20 protein-coding genes are annotated in these 25,323 nt (G+C 66.5%); 13 read left to right on the top strand and 7 right to left on the bottom strand.

Annotation, left to right across the window (positions count from 1 at the left end; genetic code table 11):
* Positions 1-7 precede the first annotated feature (7 nt).
* A complete protein-coding gene (locus KAQ61_RS08040) occupies positions 8-844 on the bottom strand; it encodes a double zinc ribbon domain-containing protein (protein ID WP_338026775.1) in 837 nt (278 codons plus the stop codon).
* A 162-nt stretch (positions 845-1,006) separates the two neighbouring features.
* Here KAQ61_RS08040 and KAQ61_RS08045 point away from each other — a divergent pair, with 162 nt between their 5' ends.
* The 8 genes from KAQ61_RS08045 (at position 1,007) to KAQ61_RS08080 (ending at position 9,000) form a co-directional block, all read left to right on the top strand.
* The gene (locus tag KAQ61_RS08045; protein ID WP_210931265.1) at positions 1,007-2,800 is read left to right on the top strand and encodes a nitrite/sulfite reductase; all 1,794 of its coding nucleotides are present in this window, start codon (positions 1,007-1,009) and stop codon (positions 2,798-2,800) included.
* Positions 2,801-2,826: 26 nt separating this feature from the next.
* Positions 2,827-3,219 carry a DUF934 domain-containing protein gene (locus KAQ61_RS08050; protein ID WP_183302455.1) on the top strand — a complete coding sequence of 131 codons (393 nt, stop codon included), beginning with the start codon at positions 2,827-2,829 and terminating at the stop codon, positions 3,217-3,219.
* Positions 3,216-3,851, top strand: coding sequence for a phosphoadenosine phosphosulfate reductase domain-containing protein (locus tag KAQ61_RS08055; RefSeq protein WP_210931267.1), 636 nt, complete (start codon positions 3,216-3,218; stop codon positions 3,849-3,851). The genes KAQ61_RS08050 and KAQ61_RS08055 overlap by 4 nt, the downstream gene beginning before the upstream one ends.
* A gap of 64 nt (positions 3,852-3,915) precedes the next feature.
* Positions 3,916-4,848 (top strand): sulfate adenylyltransferase subunit CysD, encoded by a 933-nt coding sequence (gene cysD / locus KAQ61_RS08060; protein ID WP_042416599.1) that lies wholly within the window; start codon positions 3,916-3,918, stop codon positions 4,846-4,848.
* 164 nt (positions 4,849-5,012) lie between these two features.
* Positions 5,013-6,392, top strand: coding sequence for a sulfate adenylyltransferase subunit 1 (locus tag KAQ61_RS08065; protein WP_210931269.1), 1,380 nt, complete (start codon positions 5,013-5,015; stop codon positions 6,390-6,392).
* Between the two features lie 144 nt (positions 6,393-6,536).
* Positions 6,537-6,866 (top strand): ferredoxin FdxA, encoded by a 330-nt coding sequence (gene fdxA / locus KAQ61_RS08070; protein ID WP_210931271.1) that lies wholly within the window; start codon positions 6,537-6,539, stop codon positions 6,864-6,866.
* Between the two features lie 99 nt (positions 6,867-6,965).
* Positions 6,966-8,030, top strand: a complete 1,065-nt coding sequence (locus KAQ61_RS08075; RefSeq protein WP_210931273.1) for an NAD(P)/FAD-dependent oxidoreductase — start codon at positions 6,966-6,968, stop codon at positions 8,028-8,030.
* A gap of 259 nt (positions 8,031-8,289) precedes the next feature.
* Positions 8,290-9,000 (top strand): hypothetical protein, encoded by a 711-nt coding sequence (locus KAQ61_RS08080; RefSeq protein WP_210931275.1) that lies wholly within the window; start codon positions 8,290-8,292, stop codon positions 8,998-9,000.
* Positions 9,001-9,052: 52 nt separating this feature from the next.
* On the opposite strand, the gene KAQ61_RS08085 is transcribed toward KAQ61_RS08080, so the two are convergent.
* Complete coding sequence (locus tag KAQ61_RS08085; protein WP_210931792.1) at positions 9,053-10,138, bottom strand: IS5 family transposase; 1,086 nt, start codon at positions 10,136-10,138, stop codon at positions 9,053-9,055.
* Between the two features lie 53 nt (positions 10,139-10,191).
* Here KAQ61_RS08085 and KAQ61_RS08090 point away from each other — a divergent pair, with 53 nt between their 5' ends.
* On the top strand, positions 10,192-10,971 hold the full coding sequence (locus tag KAQ61_RS08090) for a methyl-accepting chemotaxis protein (protein WP_210931277.1): 780 nt from the start codon (positions 10,192-10,194) through the stop codon (positions 10,969-10,971).
* A 102-nt stretch (positions 10,972-11,073) separates the two neighbouring features.
* On the opposite strand, the gene KAQ61_RS08095 is transcribed toward KAQ61_RS08090, so the two are convergent.
* Complete coding sequence (locus tag KAQ61_RS08095) at positions 11,074-11,928, bottom strand: YbgC/FadM family acyl-CoA thioesterase (RefSeq protein WP_210931279.1); 855 nt, start codon at positions 11,926-11,928, stop codon at positions 11,074-11,076.
* Between the two features lie 25 nt (positions 11,929-11,953).
* Positions 11,954-12,883, bottom strand: a complete 930-nt coding sequence (locus KAQ61_RS08100; RefSeq protein ID WP_210931794.1) for an alpha/beta hydrolase — start codon at positions 12,881-12,883, stop codon at positions 11,954-11,956.
* Positions 12,884-13,116: 233 nt separating this feature from the next.
* Between KAQ61_RS08100 and KAQ61_RS08105 the strand changes: the two genes are divergently transcribed.
* Positions 13,117-14,253 (top strand): iron-containing alcohol dehydrogenase, encoded by a 1,137-nt coding sequence (locus KAQ61_RS08105; RefSeq protein ID WP_210931281.1) that lies wholly within the window; start codon positions 13,117-13,119, stop codon positions 14,251-14,253.
* Positions 14,254-14,261: 8 nt separating this feature from the next.
* On the opposite strand, the gene KAQ61_RS08110 is transcribed toward KAQ61_RS08105, so the two are convergent.
* From KAQ61_RS08110 to KAQ61_RS08120, 3 genes are all read right to left on the bottom strand, one after another.
* Positions 14,262-16,727 (bottom strand): AI-2E family transporter, encoded by a 2,466-nt coding sequence (locus KAQ61_RS08110; RefSeq protein ID WP_210931283.1) that lies wholly within the window; start codon positions 16,725-16,727, stop codon positions 14,262-14,264.
* 185 nt (positions 16,728-16,912) lie between these two features.
* Positions 16,913-17,710 (bottom strand): HDOD domain-containing protein, encoded by a 798-nt coding sequence (locus tag KAQ61_RS08115; RefSeq protein WP_210931285.1) that lies wholly within the window; start codon positions 17,708-17,710, stop codon positions 16,913-16,915.
* A 262-nt stretch (positions 17,711-17,972) separates the two neighbouring features.
* Positions 17,973-20,339, bottom strand: coding sequence for a Tex family protein (locus tag KAQ61_RS08120; protein ID WP_210931287.1), 2,367 nt, complete (start codon positions 20,337-20,339; stop codon positions 17,973-17,975).
* 168 nt (positions 20,340-20,507) lie between these two features.
* On the opposite strand from KAQ61_RS08120, the gene KAQ61_RS08125 reads away from it, so the two are divergent.
* The 3 genes from KAQ61_RS08125 (at position 20,508) to prfB (ending at position 25,316) form a co-directional block, all read left to right on the top strand.
* Entirely contained in the window at positions 20,508-21,557 is a 1,050-nt protein-coding gene (locus tag KAQ61_RS08125; protein WP_210931289.1) for a DUF72 domain-containing protein, read from the top strand.
* A gap of 198 nt (positions 21,558-21,755) precedes the next feature.
* Positions 21,756-23,984 (top strand): hypothetical protein, encoded by a 2,229-nt coding sequence (locus KAQ61_RS08130; protein WP_210931291.1) that lies wholly within the window; start codon positions 21,756-21,758, stop codon positions 23,982-23,984.
* Between the two features lie 227 nt (positions 23,985-24,211).
* Positions 24,212-25,316 (top strand): peptide chain release factor 2 gene (gene prfB / locus KAQ61_RS08135; protein ID WP_156781647.1). Its coding sequence is split into 2 segments (ribosomal slippage): positions 24,212-24,292 and positions 24,294-25,316, totalling 1,104 coding nucleotides; the frame shifts between segments, so codons are not numbered across the junction.
* Positions 25,317-25,323: the final 7 nt, after the last annotated feature.

The raw sequence follows: 25,323 nt of genomic DNA on the forward strand, positions 1-25,323 counted from the left end.
TGGCCCGTCAATCCAGCAAGCTGTCCAGCGTGTTGGCGGGTTTGGGGGCCGGCTTGGGCGCCACAGGCTTGGGGGCCGCAGGTTTGGGCGTGGTCGCCACCGGGGCCGGCGTGGGGGCCACGGCGGGCTCCAGCGGCTGCGGAGCAGCCACCACGGCGGGTTCTGCCGGGGTTGGCAGGGCCTCGGTGGCGGGCGCGGGGTCCAGCGCCTCGGCCTGGGGGCCCACAATATTCGCCGCCCGGGCCTTGTCTTCGTCTTCCGGCAGGCTGGGGGTTGGGTCGTTCAGGCGCTCGGCGTTGATGACCGTCTGTGCCCCCGGCTTGAACAGCATCCAGGTGCCGCCGGCCGCCACGGCCAGCACCCCGACCACCACAAGCGCCAGCAGCTTGGGCTGCAAGACGGCGGGCTTGGACGGGGTGACCGCAGGCCCTTTCACCGGCGGGGTTGGTGCGACAGGGTCTGCCGCGGGCATCACCGGAACAGGCGGGCTGACCAGCGGCGCAGACGGGGTCGAGGCCGGAGTCGGGGTCACCACTGCGGCTGCGGTGCGTGCCACGCCGCACTGCAGGCAGAACTTGGCACCGGGCGAGCACAGCGCCCCGCAGGCACTGCACGCCTGCTTGGTCACGGCCACCTCCTCCGTCCCGGCAGCCGCCTGCGTGGGCGTGCCGCATTGTTTGCAAAATTTGGCGTTATCGGACAGCGGATGTGTGCAGTGGTGACAGTGCATAGGGTGCGTTGGTGAAGAAATTCCCGGCATTCTGTCGGTAAAAACCGCATCCATCAAACATTCCGAGGCTGCGCGTGGGCTGGACCACACGGGCTTTTTGCGATGTCTCCGCATGGCGTCCGCTGCGGACGAGCAAGTCTTAACTTCAGGCCATATTTCACGGAGATATAAGACAACAACAAAACAATCGTTTGTTTTTATAAAGAGATTTCATACAGTGCGCAGCCAGAGGGTTTCCTACGACAAGACCCAGCTTTCCACGATCGCGACTGCGCCATGTACCAATACACCGAATTCGACCAAGCGTTTGTCCAGCAACGCGCTGACCAATTCCGAGACCAGCTGCAGCGCTGGCAGACCGGCAAGCTGTCGGAAGACGACTTCCGCCCCCTGCGCCTGCAAAACGGCTGGTATGTGCAGCGTTACGCCCCCATGCTGCGCGTGGCCGTGCCCTACGGCGAAATCAATGCCGCCCAGATCCGCGTGCTGGCCCGCGTCGCCCGCGAGTACGACGAGCCCGAAGCCGCCGTCTTCCAGGCCGCCATGGAAGGCCAGGGCAAGCTGGGCACCACCTTCCTGCCCACGCACTGCGCCCACTTCACCACGCGCACCAACGTGCAGTTCAACTGGATCCCGCTGTCCAAGGCCGCCGACGTGATGGACCTGCTGGCCACGGTGAACCTGCACGGCATCCAGACCAGCGGCAACTGCATCCGCAACACCACCACCGACGCCCTGGCCGGGATTGCCGTGGACGAGGCTGTGGACCCCCGCCCCTACGCCGAAATCCTGCGCCAGTGGACCACGCTGCACCCCGAGTTCGCCTTCCTGCCGCGCAAGTTCAAGATCGCCATCACCGGCGCGGCCGAAGACCGTGCGGCCACCGGTTGGCACGATGTGGGCCTGCACCTGGTGAGGAACGCCGCGGGCGAGGTCGGCTTCAAGGTCTTCGTGGGCGGCGGCATGGGCCGCACCCCGGTGATCGCCACGCAGATTCGTGAGTTCCTGCCCTGGAACCAGATCATGAATTACATCGAGGCCATCGTGCGCGTCTACAACGAGCTGGGCCGCCGCGACAACAAGTACAAGGCCCGCATCAAGATCCTGGTCAAGGCCGAAGGCCAGGCCTACATCGACGCCGTGGAAGAGGAATACCGCCAGATCGTCGAAGTCGATGGCGGCCCCCACACCGTGCCCCAGGCCGAATTCGACCGCGTGGCGGCCATGTTCGTCGAGCCCGACCTGTCGTCCCACCCCGCCATCGGCGCCGAGCAGGCCAATGCCGAATTGCAGGCGCAGATCGCCGCCTCGCCCGCGTTCGCGCGCTGGGTGCAGCGCAATGTGCACCCCCACCGCAACCCGGCCCTGCGCGCCGTGACCCTGTCCTTCAAGCGCCCCGGCCAGGCCCCGGGCGATGCCAACGGCGACCAGCTGGACGCCCTGGCCGACCTGATGGATGTGTTCTCCGCCGGGGAAGCCCGCGTCACCCACGACCAGAACGTGCTGCTGCCCTGGGTGCATGCCAGCGAGCTGCACGCCCTGTGGCAGCAGGCCAAGGCCCTGGGCCTGGCCAGCACCAACGTGGCCCTGCTGACCGACATGATCGCCTGCCCCGGCGGCGACTTCTGCGCCCTGGCCAATGCTCGCAGCCTGCCGATTGCCGAAGCCATCACCCAGCGCTACCAGGACCTGGACGAGCTGGACGATATCGGTGACATCGACCTGCACATCAGCGGCTGCATCAACAGCTGCGGCCACCACCACAGCGGCCACATCGGCATCCTGGGCGTCGACAAGGACGGCAAGGAGTGGTACCAGGTCACGCTGGGTGGCTCGGACGGCTCCACGCTGTCCGGTGAAGCCGGTGCCGGCAAGGTGATCGGCCCCTCGTTCTCGGCCGCCGAAGTGCCCGACGTGCTGGAAGCCGTGCTGACCACCTACCGCGACCTGCGCCAGCCCGGCGAGCGTTTCATCGACGCCGTGCGCCGCATCGGCCTGGACCCGTTCAAGGAAGCCGGCAAGGCCGCGCGCCACCCCGCGCCTGCCGAGGTGGAAACCGAAGCCGTCTGAGCCCCCAGAACCCCAAGGAAACCACCATGCAAATTCTGGCCCACAACGACTACCAGGCCCCGACCGCCAGCACGGCCACCGTGCTGGTGTTGGCCAACGACACCAACGTGCTGGACGTGAACCTGGACGGCATCACGCAGATCGACCTGCACTTTCCCGCCTTCACCGACGGCCGTGCCTTCAGCCAGGCCTACCTGCTGCGCCGCCGCCTGAAGTTTGCCGGCGACATCCGTGCCACGGGCGATGTGCTGATCGACCAGCTGGTGCAGATGCAGCGCACCGGCTTCAGCAGCGCCGTGCTGCGCGAAGGCGTGGACGCGGCCGATGCCCAGCGCCAGTTCGAGCGCTTCGGCGGCTACTACCAGGCCGACGCCGTGAACCCCCTGCCCCACTTCAACGCACGCCAGGCCACCGCATGAGCGCACTTGCCCCCACCCTCGATCTGGCCCAGGTGAATGCCGAACTGGGCCGCGACGCCCAGGCCCTGGTGAACTGGGCCGTCGGCCTGGACCTGCCCACCATCGTCACCACCAACTTCCGCCCCTTCGAGGCGGTGATCCTGCACATGGTGACGCGCGCCCGCCCCGACGTGTCCGTGGTCTGGATGGACAACGGCTACAACACCGAAGCCACCTATCGGTTTGCCGATGCGGTGACCAAGCAGCTTGGGCTCAACCTCAAGATCTACCTGCCGCTGCGCTCGCGCGCCCACCGCGAGGCCGTGGAAGGCCCCACGCCCGCGCTGGATGACCCGCGCCACGCGGCCTTCACCGCCGAGGTGAAGCTGGAGCCCTTTGCCCGCGCCCTGCGCGAGACTGCGCCTAAGGTCTGGTTCACCGCCCTGCGCGCCACCGACACCGCCGTGCGCGCCGCCATGGACCCGGTCAGCATCAACCCCGATGGCCTGATCAAGGTGGCGCCCCTGCTGCACTGGTCGTCCAAGGACCTGTACGAATACTGCGAGCAGCACGGCCTGCCCAACAACTTCGACTACGTGGACCCCACCAAGGGTGAAGACAACCGCGAATGCGGTCTGCACATATCCCACTAAGAACCATAGCTGCCAGCCCTTACTGGATAAGCGCTAGAGCCCGATTTCGTTTGAAAGTATCTGTATGAACGCCCGTGTGGACACCCCCGTGCTGAGCCAGCTCAGCAACCGCCACCTGGATGCGCTGGAAGAGGAAACCATCTTCATCCTGCGCGAAGTGGCCGCCGCCTTTGAACGTCCCGCCCTGCTGTTCTCGGGCGGCAAGGACTCGCTGGTCATGCTGCGCTGCGCCGAAAAGGCCTTTGGCGCAGGCCGCATCCCCTACCCGCTGCTGATGATCGACACCGGCCACAACTTCCCCGAAGTGACCGATTTCCGCGACTTCCGGGCGCAGGAGCTGGGTGCCGAACTCATCGTGCGCAGCGTGGAAGACTCCATGGCGCGCGGCACGGTGCGCCTGGCCCACCCGGAAGAGCCCCGCAATGCGCACCAGTCGGTCACGCTGCTGGAAGCGATTGAAGAGTTCCGCTTTGATGCGCTGATTGGCGGCGCCCGCCGCGACGAGGAAAAGGCCCGCGCCAAGGAACGCATCTTCAGCCACCGCGACAGCTTTGGCCAATGGCAGCCCAAGGCCCAGCGCCCCGAGCTGTGGACGCTGTTCAACACCCGCATTGCCCCTGGCGAGCACTTCCGCGTGTTCCCCATCAGCAATTGGACCGAGCTGGACGTGTGGCAGTACATCGAGCGTGAGCAGATCGCCCTGCCCAGCCTGTACTACAGCCACCCACGCCACATCGTCGAGCGCAAGGGCCTGCTGGTGCCCGTGACGGAGCTGACCCCGCCCAAAGACGGCGAAACCGTCGTGGTGCGCGATGTGCGTTTTCGCACCTTGGGCGACATCACCTGCACCTGCCCCGTGGAAAGCACGGCGGCCACGGCGGCCGAGATCGTGATCGAGACCCTGGCGGCCGAGGTCAGCGAACGCGGCGCCACGCGCATGGACGACAAGACCAGCGAGGCCTCCATGGAAAAGCGCAAGAAAGACGGTTACTTTTAATGCATCCCCCTGAGGCGCTCACGCGCCTTCCCCCTTCTCTTGCAGGCTTCGCCTTTGGGAAGGGGAACACCACCAGCGCGGCGGGGCGGCCCTTGCGCGGTGGTTCTGGGTTGGGCCGTGCCTGAGTTGAGGTCATGCCCTGACTCACTCACTGAAAGCTTTCGATGACTGAAATCATTAATTCCATAGCTACTAGCGCAGGCACAGCAAGCGCTAACGGCCAATTTGACTCTGATTCCGACCACGTCTCCGCCCTGCGCTTCATCACCTGCGGCTCGGTGGACGATGGCAAGTCGACCCTGATCGGCCGCCTGCTGGTGAACACCCGCGCCGTGCTGCAGGACCAGCTGGCCGGCGTGACCAAGTCGGGCGAGACCGACTTGGCTCTGCTGACCGATGGCCTGTCGGCCGAGCGCGAGCAAGGCATCACCATTGACGTGGCCTACCGCTACTTCAACACCGACGCGCGCAAATTCATCATTGGCGACGCGCCAGGCCATGAGCAGTACACGCGCAACATGGTCACGGCCGTCAGCAGCGCCGACGCCGCCGTGGTGCTGGTGGACGCCACCAAGCTGGACTGGCAGAACCCCGGCCTGCAACTGCTGCCGCAGACGCGCCGCCACAGCCTGCTGGCCCACCTGCTGCGCGTGCACTCGCTGGTGTTTGCCGTCAACAAGCTGGACGCCGTGGCCGACCCGGCACTGGCCTTCACCCACATCCGCGGCGCCCTGGAGCGCTTCGCCCAGGACGCCGGCATTGCCGTGGCGGCCACCGTGCCCGTGTCGGCCCTCAAGGGCTACAACGTGGTCAACGCCCACCGTGGCTGGGCCGGCTATGACGGCCCCAGCCTGCTGCAACTGCTGGAGCAACTGCCCAACACCCCGGCTGACAGCGATCTGCCCCTGGCCTTCCCCGTGCAGTGGGTGGAGAAGTTCCACGACAGCGCCGTCACCACCCAGGGCCGCCGCGTGTTCTGGGGCCGTGTGGCCGCCGGCAGCGCCCAGGTGGGCGCGCAGGTGCAGATCCTGCCCAGCGGCCAGCTGGCCACCATCGCCCAGGTGATCGACCATGCCCGCGCCCCCCAGGGCGTGACGGCGGGCCTGTCTGCCGGCATCACGCTGGACCGCGAGGTGGATGTCTCGCGCGGCGACTGGATCGTGGCTGCCCCCGTGCAGGCCGCCGTGGCCGAGGATGATTTCGACACCCCCACCGCCCAGCCCGCCTGGCCCAGCAGCCGCAGCCTGAGCGCCACTGTGGCCTGGATGGACAACGAGCCCCTGGTGCCCGGCCGCGTCTACTGGGCGCTGCACGGCCACCGCTGGGTCAAGGCCAAGGCCCAGCGCGTGGTGCATCGTCTGAACGTCAACACCCTGGCCGAGGAAGACGCCGCCCAGTTGGAGCCCAACGCCATCGGCGTGGTGGAGTTTGCACTGCAGGAAGCGATTCCCACCGCAGCCTTCCACCGCAGCCGCGCCCTGGGCTCGCTGATCCTGGTAGACACCGCCAGCAACGCCACGGCGGCAGCCGTCCTGGTGCGCTGAACGCGCCCCCGGATTTGATCCGCCACACGGAAACCGCAGGTTGATACCCCTGAATCCATGCCCACTGCTGGCAGGGTTCAGGAAAAAACCTAGAATCGTGGGTTAATACCGATCCCCTTGCATACTGCATAAGAAGAATCTCTCATGACACACGTCGTCACCGAAAACTGCATCAAGTGCAAATACACCGACTGCGTGGATGTTTGCCCCGTGGACTGCTTCCGCGAAGGACCAAACTTCCTCGTGATTGACCCCGATGAGTGCATCGACTGCGCGGTCTGCATTCCCGAATGCCCGGCCAACGCCATCTTTGCGGAAGAAGATACGCCAGCCGACCAGCTGCACTTCATCAAGCTCAACGCCGAGCTGGCCATGGCCAAGGGCTGGAAAAGCATCACCAAGCGCAAGGCCTCGCTGCCCGACGCCGACGACTGGAACGGCAAGCAAGGTAAGCTGGACCTGCTGGAGCGTTGATCGCCTCCGTCCACGCTGGCCCCGATCGCCCCACCCATCAGCCCCAGCCCCCTGGGGCTGTTTGCTTTGTAGCTGCCTGATCGCTTTGCACCCACCTGTATGACCTCTGCCCCTGCCTGCTCCGCCCCGCTGTCCACCGATGTCGCCGTGATCGGCGCAGGCCCGGTGGGCATGTTCCAGGTGTTCCAGCTGGGCTTGCAGGGGCTGCGCAGCCACCTGATCGACGCCCTGCCCCACCTGGGCGGCCAGTGCGCCGAGCTGTACCCGGACAAGCCCATCTACGACATCCCGGGCATTCCCGTGTGCACAGGGGCCGAGCTGGTGCAGCGCCTGCGCCAGCAGATGGCACCGTTTGCACCCACGCTGCACCTGGGCCAACAGGTCCAGACCCTGGTGCAGGAGGACGACGGCCAATGGCTGCTGGGCACTGCCACCGGCACCACGCTGCGCGCCAAGGCCGTGGTGATTGCCGCGGGCGTGGGCTCGTTCGTGCCCAAGGCCGTGAAGGTCGACGGCATCGACGCCCTGGTCGGCCACAGCGTGCACTACCACCCGGCCGATCTGGCCCGGCTGCCCCTGCGCGGGCAGCAGGTGCTGGTGCATGGCGGCGATGAACTGGCCGTGCAGGCCGCCATCGACGCCCTGGCCCAGGCGCCGACCAGCGTCACCCTGATGCACCGCCGCGAGGTCTTCACCGCTCCCGAAGCCTTGCTGGCCCAGCTGCAGACCCACCAGGCCGCCGGCCGCATCCGCGTGCTGGCCGCCCAACCCCTGGCCCTGCAGGCCGATGGCACGGCGCTGCAGGCCCTCGACGTCAGCCTGCCCGATGGCAGCCCGCACAGCCTGCCGGTGCAGCAGTGGCTGGTGTTCCAGGGCATCTCGCCCAAGCTCGGACCCGTGGCCGACTGGGGGCTGGAGCTGGTCAAGAAGCAGTTGCCCGTGGACACGGGCACCTTCGTCACCGAAGCCCCGGGCGTCTACGCCGTGGGTGACATCAACCACTACCCGGGCAAGCGCAAGCTGATTGTCTGTGGCTTTCACGAAGCCACGCTGGCGGCTTTTTCGATCGCGGAATACCTGACCGACAAGCCCGTGTTGCTGCAATACACCACCTCCAGCAGCCATCTGCAAAGCCTGCTCGGGGTGGCCCCCAGCGCCGCCTGAGCGTCCCCCTACCCGCTAAACCCCGGTCGTGCCACGTCCGGCGGGCCGACCCCGCACGGCAGTCCCCTTTGCCCCTGGGGCACCCGCTGGCACCACGGCGCCCCGATATGATTTGCGGACTTTCCCCGCCTTTTCCAATCATATTTATTCAAAAGGCGGCCGCTTCATTTTTATCCAGCGACCCAATCCCTGATTGGGTTTTTTTATGCATTCATTGGCAATTCCATCCGCATCGGCACGCCCCCATGCAGGCCGTTCGATGTCCCACACCAATATCCAGCAGGCCCTGCAAGAAATCGGCCGGCAGGCCGATGTCTTGATGCTGCTGCTGATTATGGGCTGCAGCATTCTGGCTGTGCCGATTGCCTGGCATTACTCCAGCCTGGATGGGGTGCTGATTTTCAGCCCGGTGCTCAGCGTCCTGGCCGCCGCGCTGTGCTTCAGCCTGCGCGGGACGGTCATCACGCGCTACGCCCTGCCGCTGCTGCTGTGCGCCACGGTCGCACTGCACATCCAGGTTTCGCTGGGCACGATCGAGTTTCACTTCGGGGTATTTGTCACATTGGCCCTGGTCATGGTGTACCGCGAATGGCGCGTGGTATTGGCCTGTGCGGCATTTTTTGCCGTGCACCATATATTGTTCGACCGTTTGCAGGCCTGGGGTTACGGCATTTACTGCACCACCGAAGCAGATTTTCAGAAAATCGTCTTGCATGCCACGTTTGTGGTGGCACAAACGGCCGTGGAGATATTCATTCTCCAGAAAATGGTGGCGTCTTACCGCCAGGGGATTGAATTGCAGGGTCTGGTCAATGCCCTGGACGATGGCGGCCAATTCAATCTGGATATTTCCGGCGAATCGGTGCAGACGCCCCTGGCGCGCGAGCTGCAGGCGCTGATGCTGAACCTGCAGGGAACCTCTCATAACCCCCGTTTTTTGTGGTGTGGAGAGGGCTCAGTGCTCCAATGAGTAAAAAAACGCGTGATCAGAAGCAATACAGGCCCTTTTGGGCCTGTATTGCTTATCGATTTGCTGCTTGCAAACGCACCTCGGTCTTTGAAGGCTTGGATTTAAAGAAGGGGTCCATCCCACTATCCAAGAACGATGCCAAGCGTTTGAGGTTGTAGCAAGCGGCCATGAGCACCATGGTTGCACGGGCTCTGACCCGGCCAATGCAGCGCAAGAACTTTCCGCCCATGTGCCGGATGCCTGCGAACACGTGCTCCACCTTGGCTCTGCGTTTGGCAATCGCTTTGTTGCGTCGCTGCTGGCAAGCACTCAAAGGCTTGTTCTTGTGTGCTTTACGCTGGATGCCATCCTTAAAGCCCAGTGCCTTAAGCATCTCTTGCCTGCGCTTGCTCGCATAGCCTTTGTCAGTGTCGACTTGCCGGCCTGTGTTGCTTTGGTCAAGAACTTCGTCAAAGTGGTGGCCGTCATGTTCGCTGGCTGTGCCTGTCGCAACGCCACGGATGAAGCCGTGCTTGTGATCGACGCTGACGCTGAGCTTGTAGCCAAAGTAACCTTTGCCATGCTTTTTGGTGTGCGTGGCATCCAGGTCCTTTTGCCTGCGCTTGGCATCACTCCATTCGGGTTGCTGGCCCTGCGCAATCTGACAGCGATCATCCTTGCCTATATGCTGCACGGGCGCTGGCACCAAAGTGGCATCAATCGCTTGTCCCCCTCTGGCAATGAAACCATGCCGATGTAACTGGACATCCACACCATGCAGCAGCGCAATAGCTCCATCCTCGCCAATGCGCTCTCCAAATCTCCAAATGGTGTTTCTATCAGGCACATTCATCGAGTCTTGCAACAAGCAAAAGCGCTGGTAGCTCATGCGGTCCAGCAGTTGGAATTCCATCTGCTCATCCGATAAGTTGTACAGGCGCTTGAGCAACAAGATGCGCACCATCACCTCGGTAGGATAGGCGGGACGCCCGCCTTTGCGCCCATCGCTGCGCTCCAACAAATCATCCGCCAGCGCAGCCAGTTGGCCAAAGTCAATGTGACGGGCTATGACTTGCAACGGATCCCCAACCTCATCGAGTTTGCCTTTACGGCTGCTATCGGCAAACAGGTCGAACTTCAGGGCACTGCGTGGGGTGATCATGCCCTGACTGTATCCGAGTCGTCCTTGGGTTCAGGGTATGAGGGGAGGTTTTGAGAGGTTCCCTGCATGACACGGTGCGCACCGTGACACACAGCGTGCGCCAGATGCAGACCGCCAGCCACGAGATCCAGACCGGCAGCAACGACCTGTCGGCACGCACCGAGATGGCCTGCAACGCGCTGGAGGAAACCGCCAGTGCCGCCTCGCGCGTGCTGGCGGCCGGCGAACATGCCCGGGCGCTGGCCGCCGACACCGACGCCATGACGCGCAACGCCACCGAAGCCGCGCACCAGGGGCAGGCCGTGGTGGCCGCCCTGGCCCAGAGCATGGCCACCATCCGCCAGCAGTCGCAGGAGATTGCCGAGATCGTGGCCGTGGTCGATGGCCTGGCGTTCCAGACCAATCTGCTGGCCTTGAACGCGGCCGTGGAAGCGGCCCGCGCGGGCGAGCAAGGCCGTGGTTTTGCCGTGGTGGCCGAGGAAGTGCGCCGCCTGGCCCTGCGCAGTGCCGATGCGGCCCAGCAGATCCGCGGGCTGATCCAGTCCTCCGGGCAAGCGATCGCCCTAGGCTCCAGCCAGAGCCAGGACGCGCTGGCCGCCATGCAGCAGCTGCAGCAGGCCTCGGGCAATGTGACAGGCAGCATGCGCGAGATCATGGACTCCACGCAGGAGCAGGCCAGTGCCATGGCCGACATCACCCAGGCCATCCACCAGCTCGAGCACAGCATGTCGCAGAACTCGGCCCTGGCCGAAGAGTCGCACGCTGCCGCCAGCAGCCTGCAGGAGCAGACGGTGCAGATGCGCCGCAGTGTGCAGGCCTTCAAAATCTGAAGCGCACACCGCGCATAGAACAAAGGGCTTCAGGTCAAAAACACCTGAAGCCCTTTGTCTTTGAGCGCAGACCGCTCATTTTTTGATGAACACCTGCGGCATTTACAAGGTTTTGCGCATGGTGATGTGGTCGATGCCCGCCTCCTGGTAGACCTCGCCCTCGGGCACAAAGCCGGCGCGGGTGTAGAAGCTGCGGGCGTGGACCTGGGCGTGCAGCACGGCCTCGCGGTCCCCGCGTTGCTGTGCGGCCTCCACCAGCGCGTCCAGCACCCGGCGCCCCACGCTGGAACCACGCAGCTCGCGCGCCACGGCCATGCGGCCGATGCGGCCCACACCGGGCGCATCGCTGACCAGCCGCCCCGTGCCCACGGCATGGCCCAGGCGGTTGAGGGCCACGACGTGGCGGCAGACCGGATCGAACTCGTCCATCTCGATCTCGGGCGGCACGCCCTGCTCCTTGACGAAGACGTCCATGCGCAGGCGCTCGGCCAGGCGGCCCAGGTCGTTCCAGTTGCCGGAGCGCAGCTGCACCATGTCCTCGCCGGCCTCGAAGGCGCTCAGCATGTCGCGCAACGCCTGGGGCACGGGCTGGGGTTGCTGCTGTGCGTCGGCAAACACATAGACCAGCTCCACCGTGTTGAGCAATTGCTGGCCGCGGAAGATGCCCGCCTCGAACTGCAGAGAGGTGTTGCCCTGGCGCACGCAGCGAATGCCCACGTCCAGCACATCGCCCATCTGGGCCGAAGCGTGGTAGGTCACCGTGGCCTTCTTGACGAACAACTCGCCACCCAGCGTGGCCCAGCTTTGCGCATACGGCATCGCCATCTGGCGCCAGTAGTCGGTGACCGCCACGTCGGCGTACATCAGGTAGTGGGCGTTGAAGACGATCTTCTGGGCATCCACTTCGGACCAGCGCACCGTCAGGCGGTGGCGGCAACGGAAATCTTGGAGACGCATCGTTGGCTCTTTCATGTCGCGGGCATCAGTCGGCGGGCGTGGTGCCCAGCGCCGCGCGCAAGGCCGCCGCCATGGCGGCATGCGCCTGGCGCGCCTCGGGAATGGCGCGGCCCATCTTGATGAACTCGTGGGTCACGCCCTTGTAAATTTCCAGCTCGACCGGCACGCCGGCCATGCGCAGCATGTCGGCGTACTGCACGCCCTCATCGACCAGCGGGTCCAGCTCGGCCAGGCAGAAGAAGGCCGGCGCCACGCCCTCGACGTCAGGGGCCAGCAGGGGCGCAAAACGCCAGTCCTCGCGGTCGGCCGCGCTGCGCACGTAGTGGTTGAAGAACCACTGGATGCCATCGCGCTCCAGCACCAGGCCGTGGGCATAACGCAGGTGCGAATCCGTGTCCTGGTGGGCGCAGGTACCGGGGTAGATCAACAGCTGCAGCTGCAGCACCAGGCCGGCGTCGCGCGCCAGCAGTGCGCAGGCCGCAGCCAGGGTGCCGCCGGCGCTGTCGCCGCCCACGGCCATGCAGCCGGTGTCCAGCCCCAGGCCCGCGCCGTGCAGGGCCAGCCACTGCAGGGCGTCCCAGGCGTCGTGGATGGCGGTGGGGAAGCGGTGCTCCGGCGCCAGGCGGTAGTCCAGCGACACCACGGCGCAGCCCGACAAGCGGGCCAACTGGCGGCACAGGATGTCGTGCGTCTGCACGCTGCCGATGGTGAAGCCGCCGCCGTGCAGGTACAGCAGCACCGGCAGGGCCTGGCCCTGCGTGGGCGCATACAGCCGGGCCGGCAGCGCGCTGCCATCGCGCGCGGGAATGCGCAGGTCTTGCACGCGGGCCAGCGCGGGCTTGGTGATCTCCAGCACGCCGGCGCCCGCCTCGTAGGCGGCGCGCGCCTGCTCGGGGCTCAGCGTATGCAGATGGGGGCGGTTGGCACGTACCATGCGGCGCAAGACATCGCGCATGGCCGGCGTCAGGGGATGGGGCAGTTCGTGGTCGGGACTCACAACACGCAGACAACAGTCACAAAGCCGCACATCATGCAGCAATCCCGGGCCGTGCGCAGCCAAACTGGCGGACTTTGTCCCCGGGGTGACCGTTGCCCAGCCCGGCTCAGGGTTCCCAAGGTGGCGCGATGGGCGCAGGCTGACTAGATTGCCTGTCCAGCGTGTGCACATGGCTTCACAGGGAAATTCGCATGGCCTTCATCAATTACGTGACCCAGATCCAGTTCGACTTCGGCGCCGTGCGCCTGCTGCCGCAGGAATGCCAGCGCGTGGGCATCACCCGGCCGCTGATCGTGACGGACGCGGGCGTCAAAGCGGCCGGCGTGCTGCAGCACGCGCTGGACGCACTGGGCGCGCTGCCTGTGACGGTCTTTGATGCCACCCCCAGCAACCCCACCGAGGCCGCCGTGCACGCCGCCGCCGACCTGTACCGCCAGCACCGCTGCGACGGGCTGATCGCCGTCGGCGGGGGCAGCGCCATCGACTGCGCCAAGGGCGTGGCGATTGCCGCAACCCACGAGGGGCCACTGACCACCTACGCCACCATCGAAGGCGGCTCTGCCAAGATCACGGCCGCCGTCGCCCCCATCATCGCCGTGCCCACCACCAGCGGCACGGGCAGCGAGGTGGCGCGCGGTGCCATCATCATCGTCGACGACCACCGCAAGCTGGGCTTTCACAGCTGGCACCTGGTGCCCAAGGCCGCCATCTGCGACCCCGAGCTGACCTATGGCCTGCCGCCCCTGCTGACGGCCGCCACCGGCATGGACGCCATCGCCCATTGCATGGAAACTTACATGGCGGCGGCCTTCAACCCGCCGGCCGATGGCATCGCCCTGGATGGCCTGGAACGCGGCTGGGCGCACATCGAGCGCGCCACGCGCAACGGCCAGGATGCCGAGGCGCGCCGCCAGCTGATGAGCGCCAGCATGCAGGGGGCCATGGCCTTCCAGAAAGGCCTGGGCTGCGTGCACAGCCTGAGTCACAGCCTGGGCGGCATCGCCCCCCGCCTGCACCACGGCACCCTCAACGCCATGTTCCTGCCGGCGGTGGTGCGCTTCAACGCCGAGGCCGCGTCGGTGGTCAAGGACCACCGGCTGGAGAAGATGGCCCACGCCATGGGCCTGGCCAGCGCCAGCGACATCCCCGAGGCCCTGCGCGACATGAATGCCCGCCTGGGACTGCCCAGTGGCCTGGGCGCCCTGGGGGTGGAACAGGACTGGCTGGATGCCGTGATTGCCGGTGCCCTGAAAGACCACTGCCACGCCACCAACCCGCGGCTGGCCAGCGCCCAGGACTACGCCGACATGCTGCACGCCGCCTGGTAAGGCCGGCCTCAGGCTGCGGGCGGTGCCCCTGTGGCGCCCTGGGCGCGCACCTGCAGCTGTTGCATCACCTCCCGGGCCATCGCCTGCAGCACCGCCAGGCCGGCGGCATCGATGCTGCGCGGGGCATCGTGCAGGATGCACAGGCTGCCCAGCACCATGCCCGCCGCATCCACCAGTGGCACGCCGGCATAAAACTGGATGCCCGCCCGCCGCAGCCACGGGTTGTCGGCAAACCGCGGGTCGCGCGCCAGGCTGTCCACCACCACGCCCTGCCCCTCCTGCACCACATAGGCACAGATGGAGGCATCGCGCGGCAGCCCCGGCGAAGCCGGCGGCACCTCGCCATGCACCAGCAGCCCGCCCGGGGTGTGCACCCAGTCGGCATCGACCAGCGAGACCTGGGCGTACTTCACATCGAAGGCATGGGCCGCTTTCAGGGCAGCGTTCCTGTAGACCTCGGTGCAACCAGCATCCAGGGCGCCGCTGCGCTGCAGGTGCTGCAGGCGCTGCGCCTCGTGCTGCGGCCTGCGCGCCGGCACACAGCCCTGGGCCGTGGTCGGCACCGGCGACGCCGCCTGCTGGATGCGCAGCACCGCCTCGTGCATGCTGGTGACCAGGGCCTGCACGCCCAGGCGCTGCAAGTCCTCGCCCTGCAGGCCTTCGGGGGGCAGGTTCCACAACGCCAGCACCACCTGCAGCTGCGGATACCGCCGACGGATGCGGCGCAGCCACTGGCGCAGCAGGATGTGCGGCTGCCCATGCAGGGTGGACAGCACCAGCCACTGCACATGCTGCCAATCGCCGATGCCGTCCAGCCCCCGGTCCGGCGCCAGGGCATGGCTGGCACTGGTGGCGGGCAGGCCCTGCAACTGCAGGCTGTGCGCCAGCATGCGGGCGGCCCAGGCATCCACCGCCCAGCGGGCCCCCACACAGTGCACGCGCCCGCACGCCGCCGCGTCTGCCAGCCCTGGCGCGCCCGGGTAATCCTCGGTCAGCTCTTCCAGCAGGTCTTCCATGCCGTTGGAAAGGCGCATGCGGTGCTCGACCGTGGCCGCCTCGGCATGGTGCTTGCACGCCAGCTTCAAGGCCGGCAGCGCCACCTGGCCGTAAAAGCCCTCCACCGCCGCGGCCTTGTCCGTCACTGTCGGCCTGGCGGGCAAGCGCTGGGCGATGTCGCTGCGCGCCAGGGCAATTGCATCGGACACGTCCTCGGCCAGCAGGCGCTGGTACAGGCGGTGCGGGGCGTCCATCACCGGCTGGCTGCCCAGCAGCACCTCCAGGAACTGCAAGCCCGGCAGATAGCGGCCCAGCACCAGGCAGCAGGCCGTCAGCGGCGTCGACAGGATCAGGCCAATCGGCCCCCACAGCGCAGTCCAGAACGTGGCGGCGATGATGATGGCCAGGGTCGACAGCCCCGTGCTGCTGCCGTACAGCCAGGGCTCGACAATGTGGTTGCTGACCAGCTCCAACACCAACACCAGCGCCAGGGTCCACATCAGCATGTCCCAGCCCGGTGCCACGGCAAACGCCAGGGCCAGCGGGAACACCGCAGCCACCAGCGGCCCCACGTAGGGCACAAAGCGCATCACCATGGCCAGCACCCCCCACAGGATGGCCCCGGGCACGCCAATCAGCCACAGGCCCGCCGCCATGGGCACGCCATAGGCCACATTCACGATGCACTGCATGCGCAGGTAGCGGCCGATGCGGTGGGCGGCCTCGTCCATGGCATCGGTCGCCACGTGCGGATTGCCCCCCATCAGGCGCAGCAGCCGGTCGCGCAGGTCGTCGCGGTCCAGCAGGATCAGGATCACGAACAGCAGCACGATGCCGGCCTGCGTCAGCGGCTCGCTGACCTTGCCCAGCCACTGCGCCACGCGCAGCACGGGCTTGTCCTCATCGCGCACCACCTCGACCTGCTGGACCCGCGATGACCGCTGGCCGGGCTCGGCCGTGGCCGCTGCGATCTCGCGCTCCACCGTGCCATAGGTCTTGACCGCGCCGTCCCAGGCGCTGGGGCCGGCGGTCAGCACGCGCAGGTTGCGAAGCTTTTGCTTGATGGTGGTCTGGTAGGTGGGCAGGTCCGCACTCAGCGCCTGCACCTGCTTCCCCAGGTACAGGCCCAGGCCCGCCAGCGCCCCCAGCGCCAAGGCCACCACCAGCAGCGCGGCCACCAGGCGCGGCAGCCCCCAGCGGTGCAGCCGCGTGACGGCCGGGTCCAGCAGGAAGCCCAGCAGCACGGCGAGGGCCAGGGGAATCAGGATCTCCCGCCCAAAATACAGGCCCACGATCACGATGGCGGCGATCATCAGCCCCACCATCCAGCGCAAGCCGGGCACGATGGCCACCAGGGCATGGCCCTGCGCGGCTCTATACGCTGTAGGGCGCGCACTGGCGGGCCCAGCACCCGGGCCCTGGGCAGTCTGGGGTTCGGTCGGGGTGGATGGCGATGGCTGGGGCGACGGGTCGGACATGGGGCATGCCACAATGGCCGGCCCGCCTGCGCAAGGCGGGCATGCACCGTTGTGGACCAAAAACGAAAACCCGCCCAGCATGGCGGCGCCCGGCACCGCCCCGGTGTCAGGTTTTTCCGCCAGGCCGTGCCTGATTTTTCAGTCTTTTTGGGCTCCAGCCCTTGGTGCAAGCGCGCAGTGCGCTATCAATACATGGACTGGCTCCAGTCCGTTGCCTCCTGCTGCAAGACCACGTCCACGTCGATGCCCAGCGCCAGCGCCACGTCCACAGGGAAGGCATCGGCCATGCTGCGCTCGCTCCAGCCGCTGACCTTCACGCGGTTGCGCCACACCGCCAGGTGCAGCACCCCGGCCATGGGGTCGAACTGCGCGTCCTGCAGCGGCGCCTCCATCGCCTGCACGGCGGCGACGATTTCTGCGGGCAGGCCCCAGGCGCGCAGCAGAATGGCCGTGGTGTGGTGGGCGCTGTAGCCCCAGTGGCGCACCTCCACGCGCGGGCGGCGCGGGTCCCACAGGCCGGCCTCGGCCGCCAGGATGGCCACGCGCTCGGGCTGGGTCTGGTGCAGCACCAGCTGGCCCATGCCATGCAGCAAGCCGGCGATGTAGGCCACGCTGCCATCCAGTCGCACCCGACCCGCCAGGCTGCGCGCCAGCTTGGCGCAGTCCTGGCTGACGCGCGCAAACTGACCCATGTCGATGCCAGCAATCGGCCGCGCCACCATGCCCGCCTGGGCCTTCTTCAGCAGCGCGCGCAACTGGCGCTCGCCCAGCAGGGTCAGGGCCTGGGGGATGCCGCGCACCTGCGCCGCCATGCGGTAGGCGCTGGAGTTGGCGCACTCCATCAGCTGGGCCGCCAGCACCGGGTCGCAGCCGAACAGCTGGTTCACACGGCGCATGTGCGGCACCTCGCTGATCAGCTCGCGCATCAACAGCGCCAGGATCCGCGGCTGGCAGGGCAGTGACAATTCTGGAGCGGCTTGCATGGACCTTCAGGCAGTGACAACCGTGTACCGGGCCCGGGCATCGCCGCCCAGGCACCGTCCTCTTCAACCGGGGCACGCAGCCCCCCATGCCGAGTATGGGCTGCGCGGATGACGACCTTGCGCGAATAAGGCAGGCTTTTCCCCGCTGATTGCCCGCTATCTGCGCCGCGATTGTGCGCGGTCATGCGCACGCCGTCACGGGCCGGCGTACAAAAAAGGGCAGCCGCAGCTGCCCCGGGTGACGCCGTGCACCGTCTGCGCCTTACTTCTTCAGCGCTTGCAGCTTGGCAAAGGCCGAGGCCATGGCGTTGGGCTGCTCGGCCTGGCCCCCACGCTGCGGCTGGGCATAGCCCCCGCGGCCTTGGCCGCGACCGGCGCTTTCAAAGCGGTTGTCGCGCGGGCCGTCGCGGCGGGCGGGGGCCGCATCCAGCTTCATGGTCAGGCTGATGCGGTTGCGCGCCACGTCCACTTCCAGCACCTTGACCTTGACGATCTGGCCGGTCTTGACCACCTCGCGTGCGTCCTCGACGAACTTGTGGCTCATCTGGCTGACGTGAACCAGGCCGTCCTGGTGCACCCCCAGATCCACAAACGCGCCGAACTGGGCCACATTGCTGACCGTGCCTTCGAGGATCATGCCCTCCTTGAGGTCCTTGATGTCTTCCACGCCGTCGTTGAAACGCGCCACGACAAAGTCGGGGCGCGGGTCGCGGCCTGGCTTGTCCAGCTCGCCCAGGATGTCCTTGACGGTGATGGCCCCGAACTTCTCAGTCACAAACTGCTCGGCCTTCAGGCCCTTGAGCACGTCGCTGCGGCCCATCAGCTGGTCCACGGGCTTGCCAGTGGCGGCAATGATCTGCTCCACCACCGGATAGGTTTCGGGGTGCACGCCCGTCATGTCCAGCGGATTGTCGCCACCGCGGATGCGCAAGAAGCCGGCGGCCTGCTCAAAAGTCTTGGCGCCCAGGCCGGCCACATCCATCAGCTGCTTGCGGTTTTTGAACGAGCCGTTGGCATCGCGCCAGCGCACCACGGACTTGGCGACCGAGGCGCTCAGGCCCGACACGCGGGTCAGCAGCGGGGCCGAGGCCGTGTTCAGGTCCACGCCCACCGAGTTCACGCAGTCTTCGACCACGGCGTCCAGCTGGCGCGCCATCTCGCTCTGGTTCACGTCGTGCTGGTACTGGCCCACACCGATGCTCTTGGGGTCGATTTTCACCAGCTCGGCCAGCGGGTCCTGCAGGCGGCGTGCAATGCTCACCGCGCCGCGCAGGCTGACGTCCACGTCGGGCAGCTCCTGCGAAGCGAATTCGCTGGCCGAGTACACGGACGCGCCCGCCTCGCTGACCACCACCTTCTCGATCTTGCGGTCCGCCTTGGCGGCCAGCTTGATCAGGTCGGCCGCCAGCTTGTCGGTTTCGCGGCTGGCCGTGCCGTTGCCAATCGCAATCAGGTTCACGCCATGCTTTTCCACCAGTTTGGCCAGGGTGTGCAGCGAGCCTTCCCAGTCTTTGCGTGGCTCGTGCGGGTAGACGGTAGCGGTGTCCACCAGCTTGCCGTTGCTGTCCACCACGGCCACCTTCACGCCGGTGCGGATGCCGGGGTCCAGGCCCATCACGGTCTTGGCGCCGGCCGGGGCGGCCAGCAACAGGTCACGCAGGTTGTCGCCAAACACCTTGATGGCCACCTTCTCGGCGTCTTCACGCAGGCGACTGAACAGGTCGCGCTCGGTCGACAGGCTGAGTTTGACGCGCCAGGTCCAGGCCACGCACTTGCGGATCAGGTCATCGCTGGCGCGCTTGGCGTGGCTCCAGCCCAGGTGCAGGGCAATCTTGCCTTCGGCCAGGCTGGGCTGGCCGGGTTCGGGCTCCAAGGGCTGGACCAGCTTGGCTTCGAGGATTTCCAGCGCGCGGCCGCGGAACACGGCCAGCGCGCGGTGCGAAGGCACGCGGCCAATCGGTTCGTCGTAGTCGAAATAGTCGCGGAACTTGGCCACCTCGGGGTCGTTCTCGTTCTTGGCCTCGACCTTCTTGGACTTGAACAGGCCCTCGTCCCACAGCCATTCGCGCAACTTTTGCACCAGTGCCGGGTCTTCGGCCCAGCGCTCGGACAGGATGTCGCGCACGCCATCCAGCACGGCAAAGGTGGTGCTGAAATCGGGGCCCGGCTTGCCATCGTCCAGCGTGGTGGCTGGCTGGCAGAAGGCCTTGGCTTCCTCATGTGGGTCCAGCGTGGGGTCGGCAAACAGCTTGTCGGCCAGCGGCTCAATGCCGAACTCCTTGGCGATCTGGCCCTTGGTGCGGCGCTTTTGCTTGAACGGCAGGTAGATATCTTCCAGCTCCTGCTTGGTCGGCGCATTGGCAATCGCCAGGCGCAGCGCATCGGTCAGCTTGCCCTGCTCGTCGATGGCCTTGAGCACGGCCACGCGGCGGTCTTCCAGCTCGCGCAGGTAGGACAGGCGGGCCTCCAGCTCACGCAGTTGCACATCGTCCAGGCCCCCGGTCACTTCCTTGCGGTAGCGGGCGATGAACGGCACGGTCGCGCCACCATCCAGCAATTCCACGGCAGCACTGACTTGCTGCGCACTGACTTTGATCTCTGCGGCAATTTGCCCAATGATTTTTTGCATGCGTTACGCGCCCCTCGGCGCTGTGTCCCTGAAAGCGGGCAAGTGTGCCATACGTGATTGCCGCCCATCCGCAGATCGCGGCGCCCCCTTGCATATCCACACAATTGATAGCTGATCGCGCTGGATACATCTGCCCTGGAGGGCAAAATCATTCAAACTCCAGACGCCATGCAAGACGATTTGTTCGCGGCCGACGATCCGCCCGCTCCCCAGCCCGCCCCCAAGGCTGCGGCCACGCCGCGTGGCAGCGCCGTGCGTGCGGTGCAGCACCCCGCCGAGTTGCACGACCTGGCCCAGTCGCTGCCCCCGACGCTGCGCATGGGCGTGTCCACCTGGTCCTACCCGGGGTGGGATGGTCTGGTCTGGGACGGCGTCTACAGCGATAGCACCCTGTCCCGCAAGGGCCTGGGCGCACTGAGCCAACACCCGCTGATGCGCACCGTCTGTGTGGACCGCAGTTTCTGGCGCCCCCTGAGCACCGAACAGTACGCCCAGATGGCCAACCAGGTGCCGGGCGACTTCCGCTTTGTGGTCAAGTGCCCCAACGTGGTGACCGACGCCCTGGTGCGCGGCGAGCATGGTGCCGGCCAGGAGCGCAACCCGGTGTTCCTGGACCCGGGCCTGGCCTGCACCCAATTCGTGCAGCCCTGCCTGGAAGGCCTGGGGCCCAAGCTGGGGGTGCTGGTGTTCCAGATCAGCCCCCTGCCCTGGTCCGTGCTGCAGGACACCGCCACGCTGTGGCGGCAACTGGCGGCCATGCTGGCCAGCGCCCGCGCCGCCTTGCAGCACGCCCCACAGGTGATCGTGGCCGTGGAGGTGCGCGACCCGCTGCTGCTCAGCCCAGAGCTGGCCCAGGTGCTGCGGGCCCACGGCGCCACCTACTGCCTCGGTCTGCATGGGAAAATGCCGCCCATCGAGCCACAGCTGGTGTTCTTGCGCCAGTTGTGGCCCACGCCCCTGGTCTGCCGCTGGAACCTGAACCACAGCTTCGGGCCGTTCGGCTACCAGGCGGCCCAGGAAAAGCACCGCCCCTTCAACGCACTGGTTTCGGCTGACACCCACACCCGCACAATTCTGGCGCGGACTGTGCGTGGCATTACCGGCGCCGGCCAACCCGCCTTTGTCACCATCAGCAACGATGCGGAAGGCTGTGCACCACTTTCCATCCACCGGCTGGCGCAGCAGATTGCGCCTGCCGCCGGTCCGGAGCCCGCCTGAGGCACTTGCCACCCAGTTATGAATGGTTCACATTAAGTCCCACACAGACAACAGCCAGGGCCCTTTACAGCCAGCTTGTCACAAAAAAATGACCCAAGCGCGACAATTTGCAACATTCTGCGGAGGCATTACCGGAGGATTCACTCACAGGGCGCACGTGGTTGCGCACAGGACTTTGGCGTTAGAGAAGACATCACCGTGAAACTTCGCAACATCCTCATACTCGCTGGCAGCGTCGCCGCTGCCTCGCAGGCCTGCGCGCTGTCCCTGGGCAACTCGCAAGGCCAGGTCCAGCTCGGCGCGCCCTTGAACCTGGTGTTTCAGGTGCAGCCCGATGACGGACAAACCGCCGAGAGCAGCTGCATCACGGCCGCCGTGTGGATGGGCGACGACAGCCTGTCACCCGGCAATGTGCTGATCACCCCGCAAACCACCACCGTGCGCGTGCGCACCACCCAGGTCGTGCACGAACCCCTGGTGACCGTGAAGCTGACGGCCGGCTGCGCAGGCAGCGTGGCCCGCAGCTACACCCTGTTCGCCGACCCGCCAAGTTCCATGGCGGCCACCGTCGCCCCGATTGATCTGAGCAAGTTGCAGGTCACCCCGCGCCCGGCGGCACGCCCCGCCCCGCCTGCAGACGCGTCTGCACGCCCTGTGCGCAAGGTGACCAAGCGGGTGGTCAAACCCGCTGCGGCAGCCCCCGTGGCCGCAGCTGCAGTGGCTGCCCCTGCGGCCGCCAGCGCCAGCAGCACGGTCGCGCCCCCCCCTGCACCGCCCGCGGTCACGGCTCCAGCCCCCAGTGCGGCAGAACCCGCAGCGACCACACAGCCACGCTTGCGCATGGAACCCCTGGAAGGGCTGGGCAGCCCCCAGACGGCGCCCGAGGCCCCGGCGAGCGCCGAACCCACCGAACCCCGCATCGACGCCCAGACCCAGGCCTTGCTGGACACCAATGCCCAGCGCCTGCAGACCTTGGAGCAGCAACTGCTGGGCCTGCAATCGCAGCTCAAGAACAACCAGACCGAACTGCTGAAGCTGAACACCCAGCTGGCCCAGGCCGAGCAGCAGGGCCTGCCAGCCTGGGTGCATGTCTTGCTGGGTTTGCTGGCGTTGTCCCTGGCCTGCATTGCGTGGCTGCTGCAGCGCATCAAGCAGGAACGCCAAAACTCGCAACACGCCTGGGCCGAAACCGTGCTGGCGGCCGCCCACCCGACGACGGACCCGGCCGAGGCCGCGCTGCAAGCTGCGCCAACACCCGCGACCGCACCAGCCCCCGTGCCCCCGCTGGTGCCGGCGGCTGCACAACAGCCCGAGCCCCCGCTGCCTGAAGCCACCGAAACCATCATCGCAGCGACTGCGCCAGCCATGGCTGCGCCTGCAGTGGTAGCAGTGCCGCAAGAGCCCCCTCTGCCCGAGCCTCCGCAACTGCAAGAGCTGCCCAGCCAAGTGGCAGAGGCCGCGCCAGCCCGCGCACCAGCGGCACCACCTGACACCTCCCTGGTCGAGATGCTGACCGCGCAGGCCCTGTTCGATGTGCAGGAGCAGGCCGAGTTCTACGCTTCGATTGGCGAAAACGACCAGGCGGTCGACATCCTGCAGTCGCACATTGCACAGCACCAGGCGTCCTCGCCCCTGGCCTATCTGGAGCTGCTGCAGCTGCTCTACCGCCTGAGCCGCACCGATGCCTACGAGCAGGCGCGCGAACAATTCCAGGCGCATTTCAACGTGCAGGTGCCCTCTTTCCTGGGCTTCTCGCGCAAAGGGCGCGACCTGTGGAGCGGCTACCCCGAGGTGCTGGGCAAGATCGAGGCCTTGTGGCCCACCGATGACGTGCAGCCCCTGCTGCGCAGCCTGATCGTCCACAACCCTGCCACCGCGCTTGCCGACACTGAAGTCCGGTTCGATCTGGCGGCCTTTGATGACCTGCTGATGCTGTACAACGTGGCCCAGACCACCCCGGCCTCCAGCCGGGGACAGATGCCGGGTCGCATCCGCACCGCACCTACCGAAGTGCCCCTGCCCGAGGTGGTGTTCGACGCCCCGGCTGCTGTGCCGGTGGCAGCCCCCGCCAGCTTTCTGCCGGATGACGCCTTCCTGTCGCTGCGCACGACGCCGGCGCCACGCGCGCCGGTTGCGCCCCCCGAGGTCACCCTGCCGCTGCAGGCGGCCCAGTTGGACATGCTGACTGCGGCCCCCGCGCAGTCCCCACTGGCGGCCACGGAGTTGCCTGGCGACTCGCCGTTCCAAAGCCCTTCCCACTTCTCGCCCGATGAAGTGCTGATGCAGGAGCTGTCCCTGGACTGGAACAGCACTTCTCCCGCTGCCTCGGCCCCAGCCGACTTCACCACGCTGGATCTGCAGACGCTCACCATGGACGAAAGAGACCTGCCTCCGCCACCACCGGCAGCGCCACCGCCTGCGCATTGACGCCACCGCCCGCCCAACGCCACAGCCTTTGCACGCTGTGGCGTTGTTGTTTGTACCCACGGCTCCCCATTCCCAGGCGCCGACCGCCACAAACCTGCGGCGCGAGTGCCTTATTGGGGCAGTGTCTCCGTCTACATGCGAAAATCACGCCTTTGCGCGAGCGACGCCATAAAGTCCGACCACCGACAGGCCTTGCCACGCAGCACAGTCACACACAAGGAATACACATGGAAGCCGAACGCATCAACCAAATTGAAGCCACCCTCGCAGACCTGTCCACCCGGACAGAAGACCTACGGAGGTATCTTTGACTACGATGCGAAATACGAACGCCTGCGCACGGTAAACGCCTCGCTGGAAGACCCCAACGTCTGGAACGATCCCAAGAAGGCCCAGGAACTGGGCAAGGAAAAGAAGTCCCTGGACGCGGTCGTGCTGACCCTGCAAAAGCTCACCACCGAGCTGGCCGACAATGCCGAGCTGTTCGAGATGAGCAAGGAAGAAGGCGATGACGCCGGCCTGGAAACCATCGAGGGCGAGGCCGGCAAGCTGCGCCCACTGATCGAGGAGCTGGAGTTCCGCCGCATGTTCCGCCATGAGGCCGACCCGCTGAACTGCTTCGTCGACATCCAGGCGGGTGCGGGCGGCACGGAAGCCTGCGACTGGGCCAGCATGCTGCTGCGCCAGTACCTGAAGTACGCCGAACGCAAGGGCTTCAAGGCCACGGTCGAGGACGAAACGCCCGGCGACGTGGCCGGCATCAAGAGTGCGACGATCAAGATCGAAGGCGAATACGCCTACGGCCTGCTGCGCACCGAAACCGGCGTGCACCGTCTGGTGCGCAAGTCGCCGTTTGACTCCTCGGGCGGTCGCCACACCAGCTTCTCCTCGCTGTTCGTCTATCCCGAGATTGATGATTCGATCGAAATCAACATCAATCCCGCCGACGTGCGCACCGACACCTACCGTGCTTCTGGCGCCGGTGGTCAGCACATCAACAAGACTGACTCGGCCGTGCGCCTGACCCACATCCCGACGGGCATCGTGGTGCAGTGCCAGGATGGTCGCTCGCAGCACAGCAACCGCGACGTCGCGTGGCAACGCCTGCGCTCGCGCCTGTATGACTTTGAAATGCGCAAGCGCATGGAAGAGCAGCAAAAGCTCGAAGACACCAAGACCGATGTGGGCTGGGGCCACCAAATCCGCTCGTACGTGCTGGACAACAGCCGCATCAAGGACCTGCGCACCAACGTTGAAGTTTCGGCGACCCAGAAGGTGCTGGACGGCGACCTGGACGTATTCATCGAAGCCTCGCTCAAGCAAGGCCTATAAGGGGAGC

Source organism: Comamonas aquatica (assembly GCF_018064205.1).
Taxonomy (GTDB): domain Bacteria; phylum Pseudomonadota; class Gammaproteobacteria; order Burkholderiales; family Burkholderiaceae_C; genus Comamonas; species Comamonas aquatica.

Excerpts from the sequence above, each read along its gene's own strand:
- KAQ61_RS08040 (WP_338026775.1), bottom strand. The coding sequence starts at position 844 with ATGCGGAGACATCGCAAAAAGCCCGTGTGGTCCAGCCCACGCGCAGCC.
- KAQ61_RS08105 (WP_210931281.1), top strand. The coding sequence starts at position 13,117 with ATGGCCTTCATCAATTACGTGACCCAGATCCAGTTCGACTTCGGCGCC.
- KAQ61_RS08045 (WP_210931265.1), top strand. The coding sequence starts at position 1,007 with ATGTACCAATACACCGAATTCGACCAAGCGTTTGTCCAGCAACGCGCT.
- cysD (WP_042416599.1), top strand. The coding sequence starts at position 3,916 with ATGAACGCCCGTGTGGACACCCCCGTGCTGAGCCAGCTCAGCAACCGC.
- KAQ61_RS08125 (WP_210931289.1), top strand. The coding sequence starts at position 20,508 with ATGCAAGACGATTTGTTCGCGGCCGACGATCCGCCCGCTCCCCAGCCC.
- KAQ61_RS08055 (WP_210931267.1), top strand. The coding sequence starts at position 3,216 with ATGAGCGCACTTGCCCCCACCCTCGATCTGGCCCAGGTGAATGCCGAA.
- KAQ61_RS08120 (WP_210931287.1), bottom strand. The coding sequence starts at position 20,339 with ATGCAAAAAATCATTGGGCAAATTGCCGCAGAGATCAAAGTCAGTGCG.
- KAQ61_RS08100 (WP_210931794.1), bottom strand. The coding sequence starts at position 12,883 with ATGCGCGATGTCTTGCGCCGCATGGTACGTGCCAACCGCCCCCATCTG.
- KAQ61_RS08075 (WP_210931273.1), top strand. The coding sequence starts at position 6,966 with ATGACCTCTGCCCCTGCCTGCTCCGCCCCGCTGTCCACCGATGTCGCC.
- KAQ61_RS08065 (WP_210931269.1), top strand. The coding sequence starts at position 5,013 with ATGACTGAAATCATTAATTCCATAGCTACTAGCGCAGGCACAGCAAGC.
- KAQ61_RS08110 (WP_210931283.1), bottom strand. The coding sequence starts at position 16,727 with ATGTCCGACCCGTCGCCCCAGCCATCGCCATCCACCCCGACCGAACCC.
- KAQ61_RS08050 (WP_183302455.1), top strand. The coding sequence starts at position 2,827 with ATGCAAATTCTGGCCCACAACGACTACCAGGCCCCGACCGCCAGCACG.
- KAQ61_RS08095 (WP_210931279.1), bottom strand. The coding sequence starts at position 11,928 with ATGCGTCTCCAAGATTTCCGTTGCCGCCACCGCCTGACGGTGCGCTGG.
- KAQ61_RS08115 (WP_210931285.1), bottom strand. The coding sequence starts at position 17,710 with ATGCAAGCCGCTCCAGAATTGTCACTGCCCTGCCAGCCGCGGATCCTG.
- KAQ61_RS08080 (WP_210931275.1), top strand. The coding sequence starts at position 8,290 with ATGTCCCACACCAATATCCAGCAGGCCCTGCAAGAAATCGGCCGGCAG.
- fdxA (WP_210931271.1), top strand. The coding sequence starts at position 6,537 with ATGACACACGTCGTCACCGAAAACTGCATCAAGTGCAAATACACCGAC.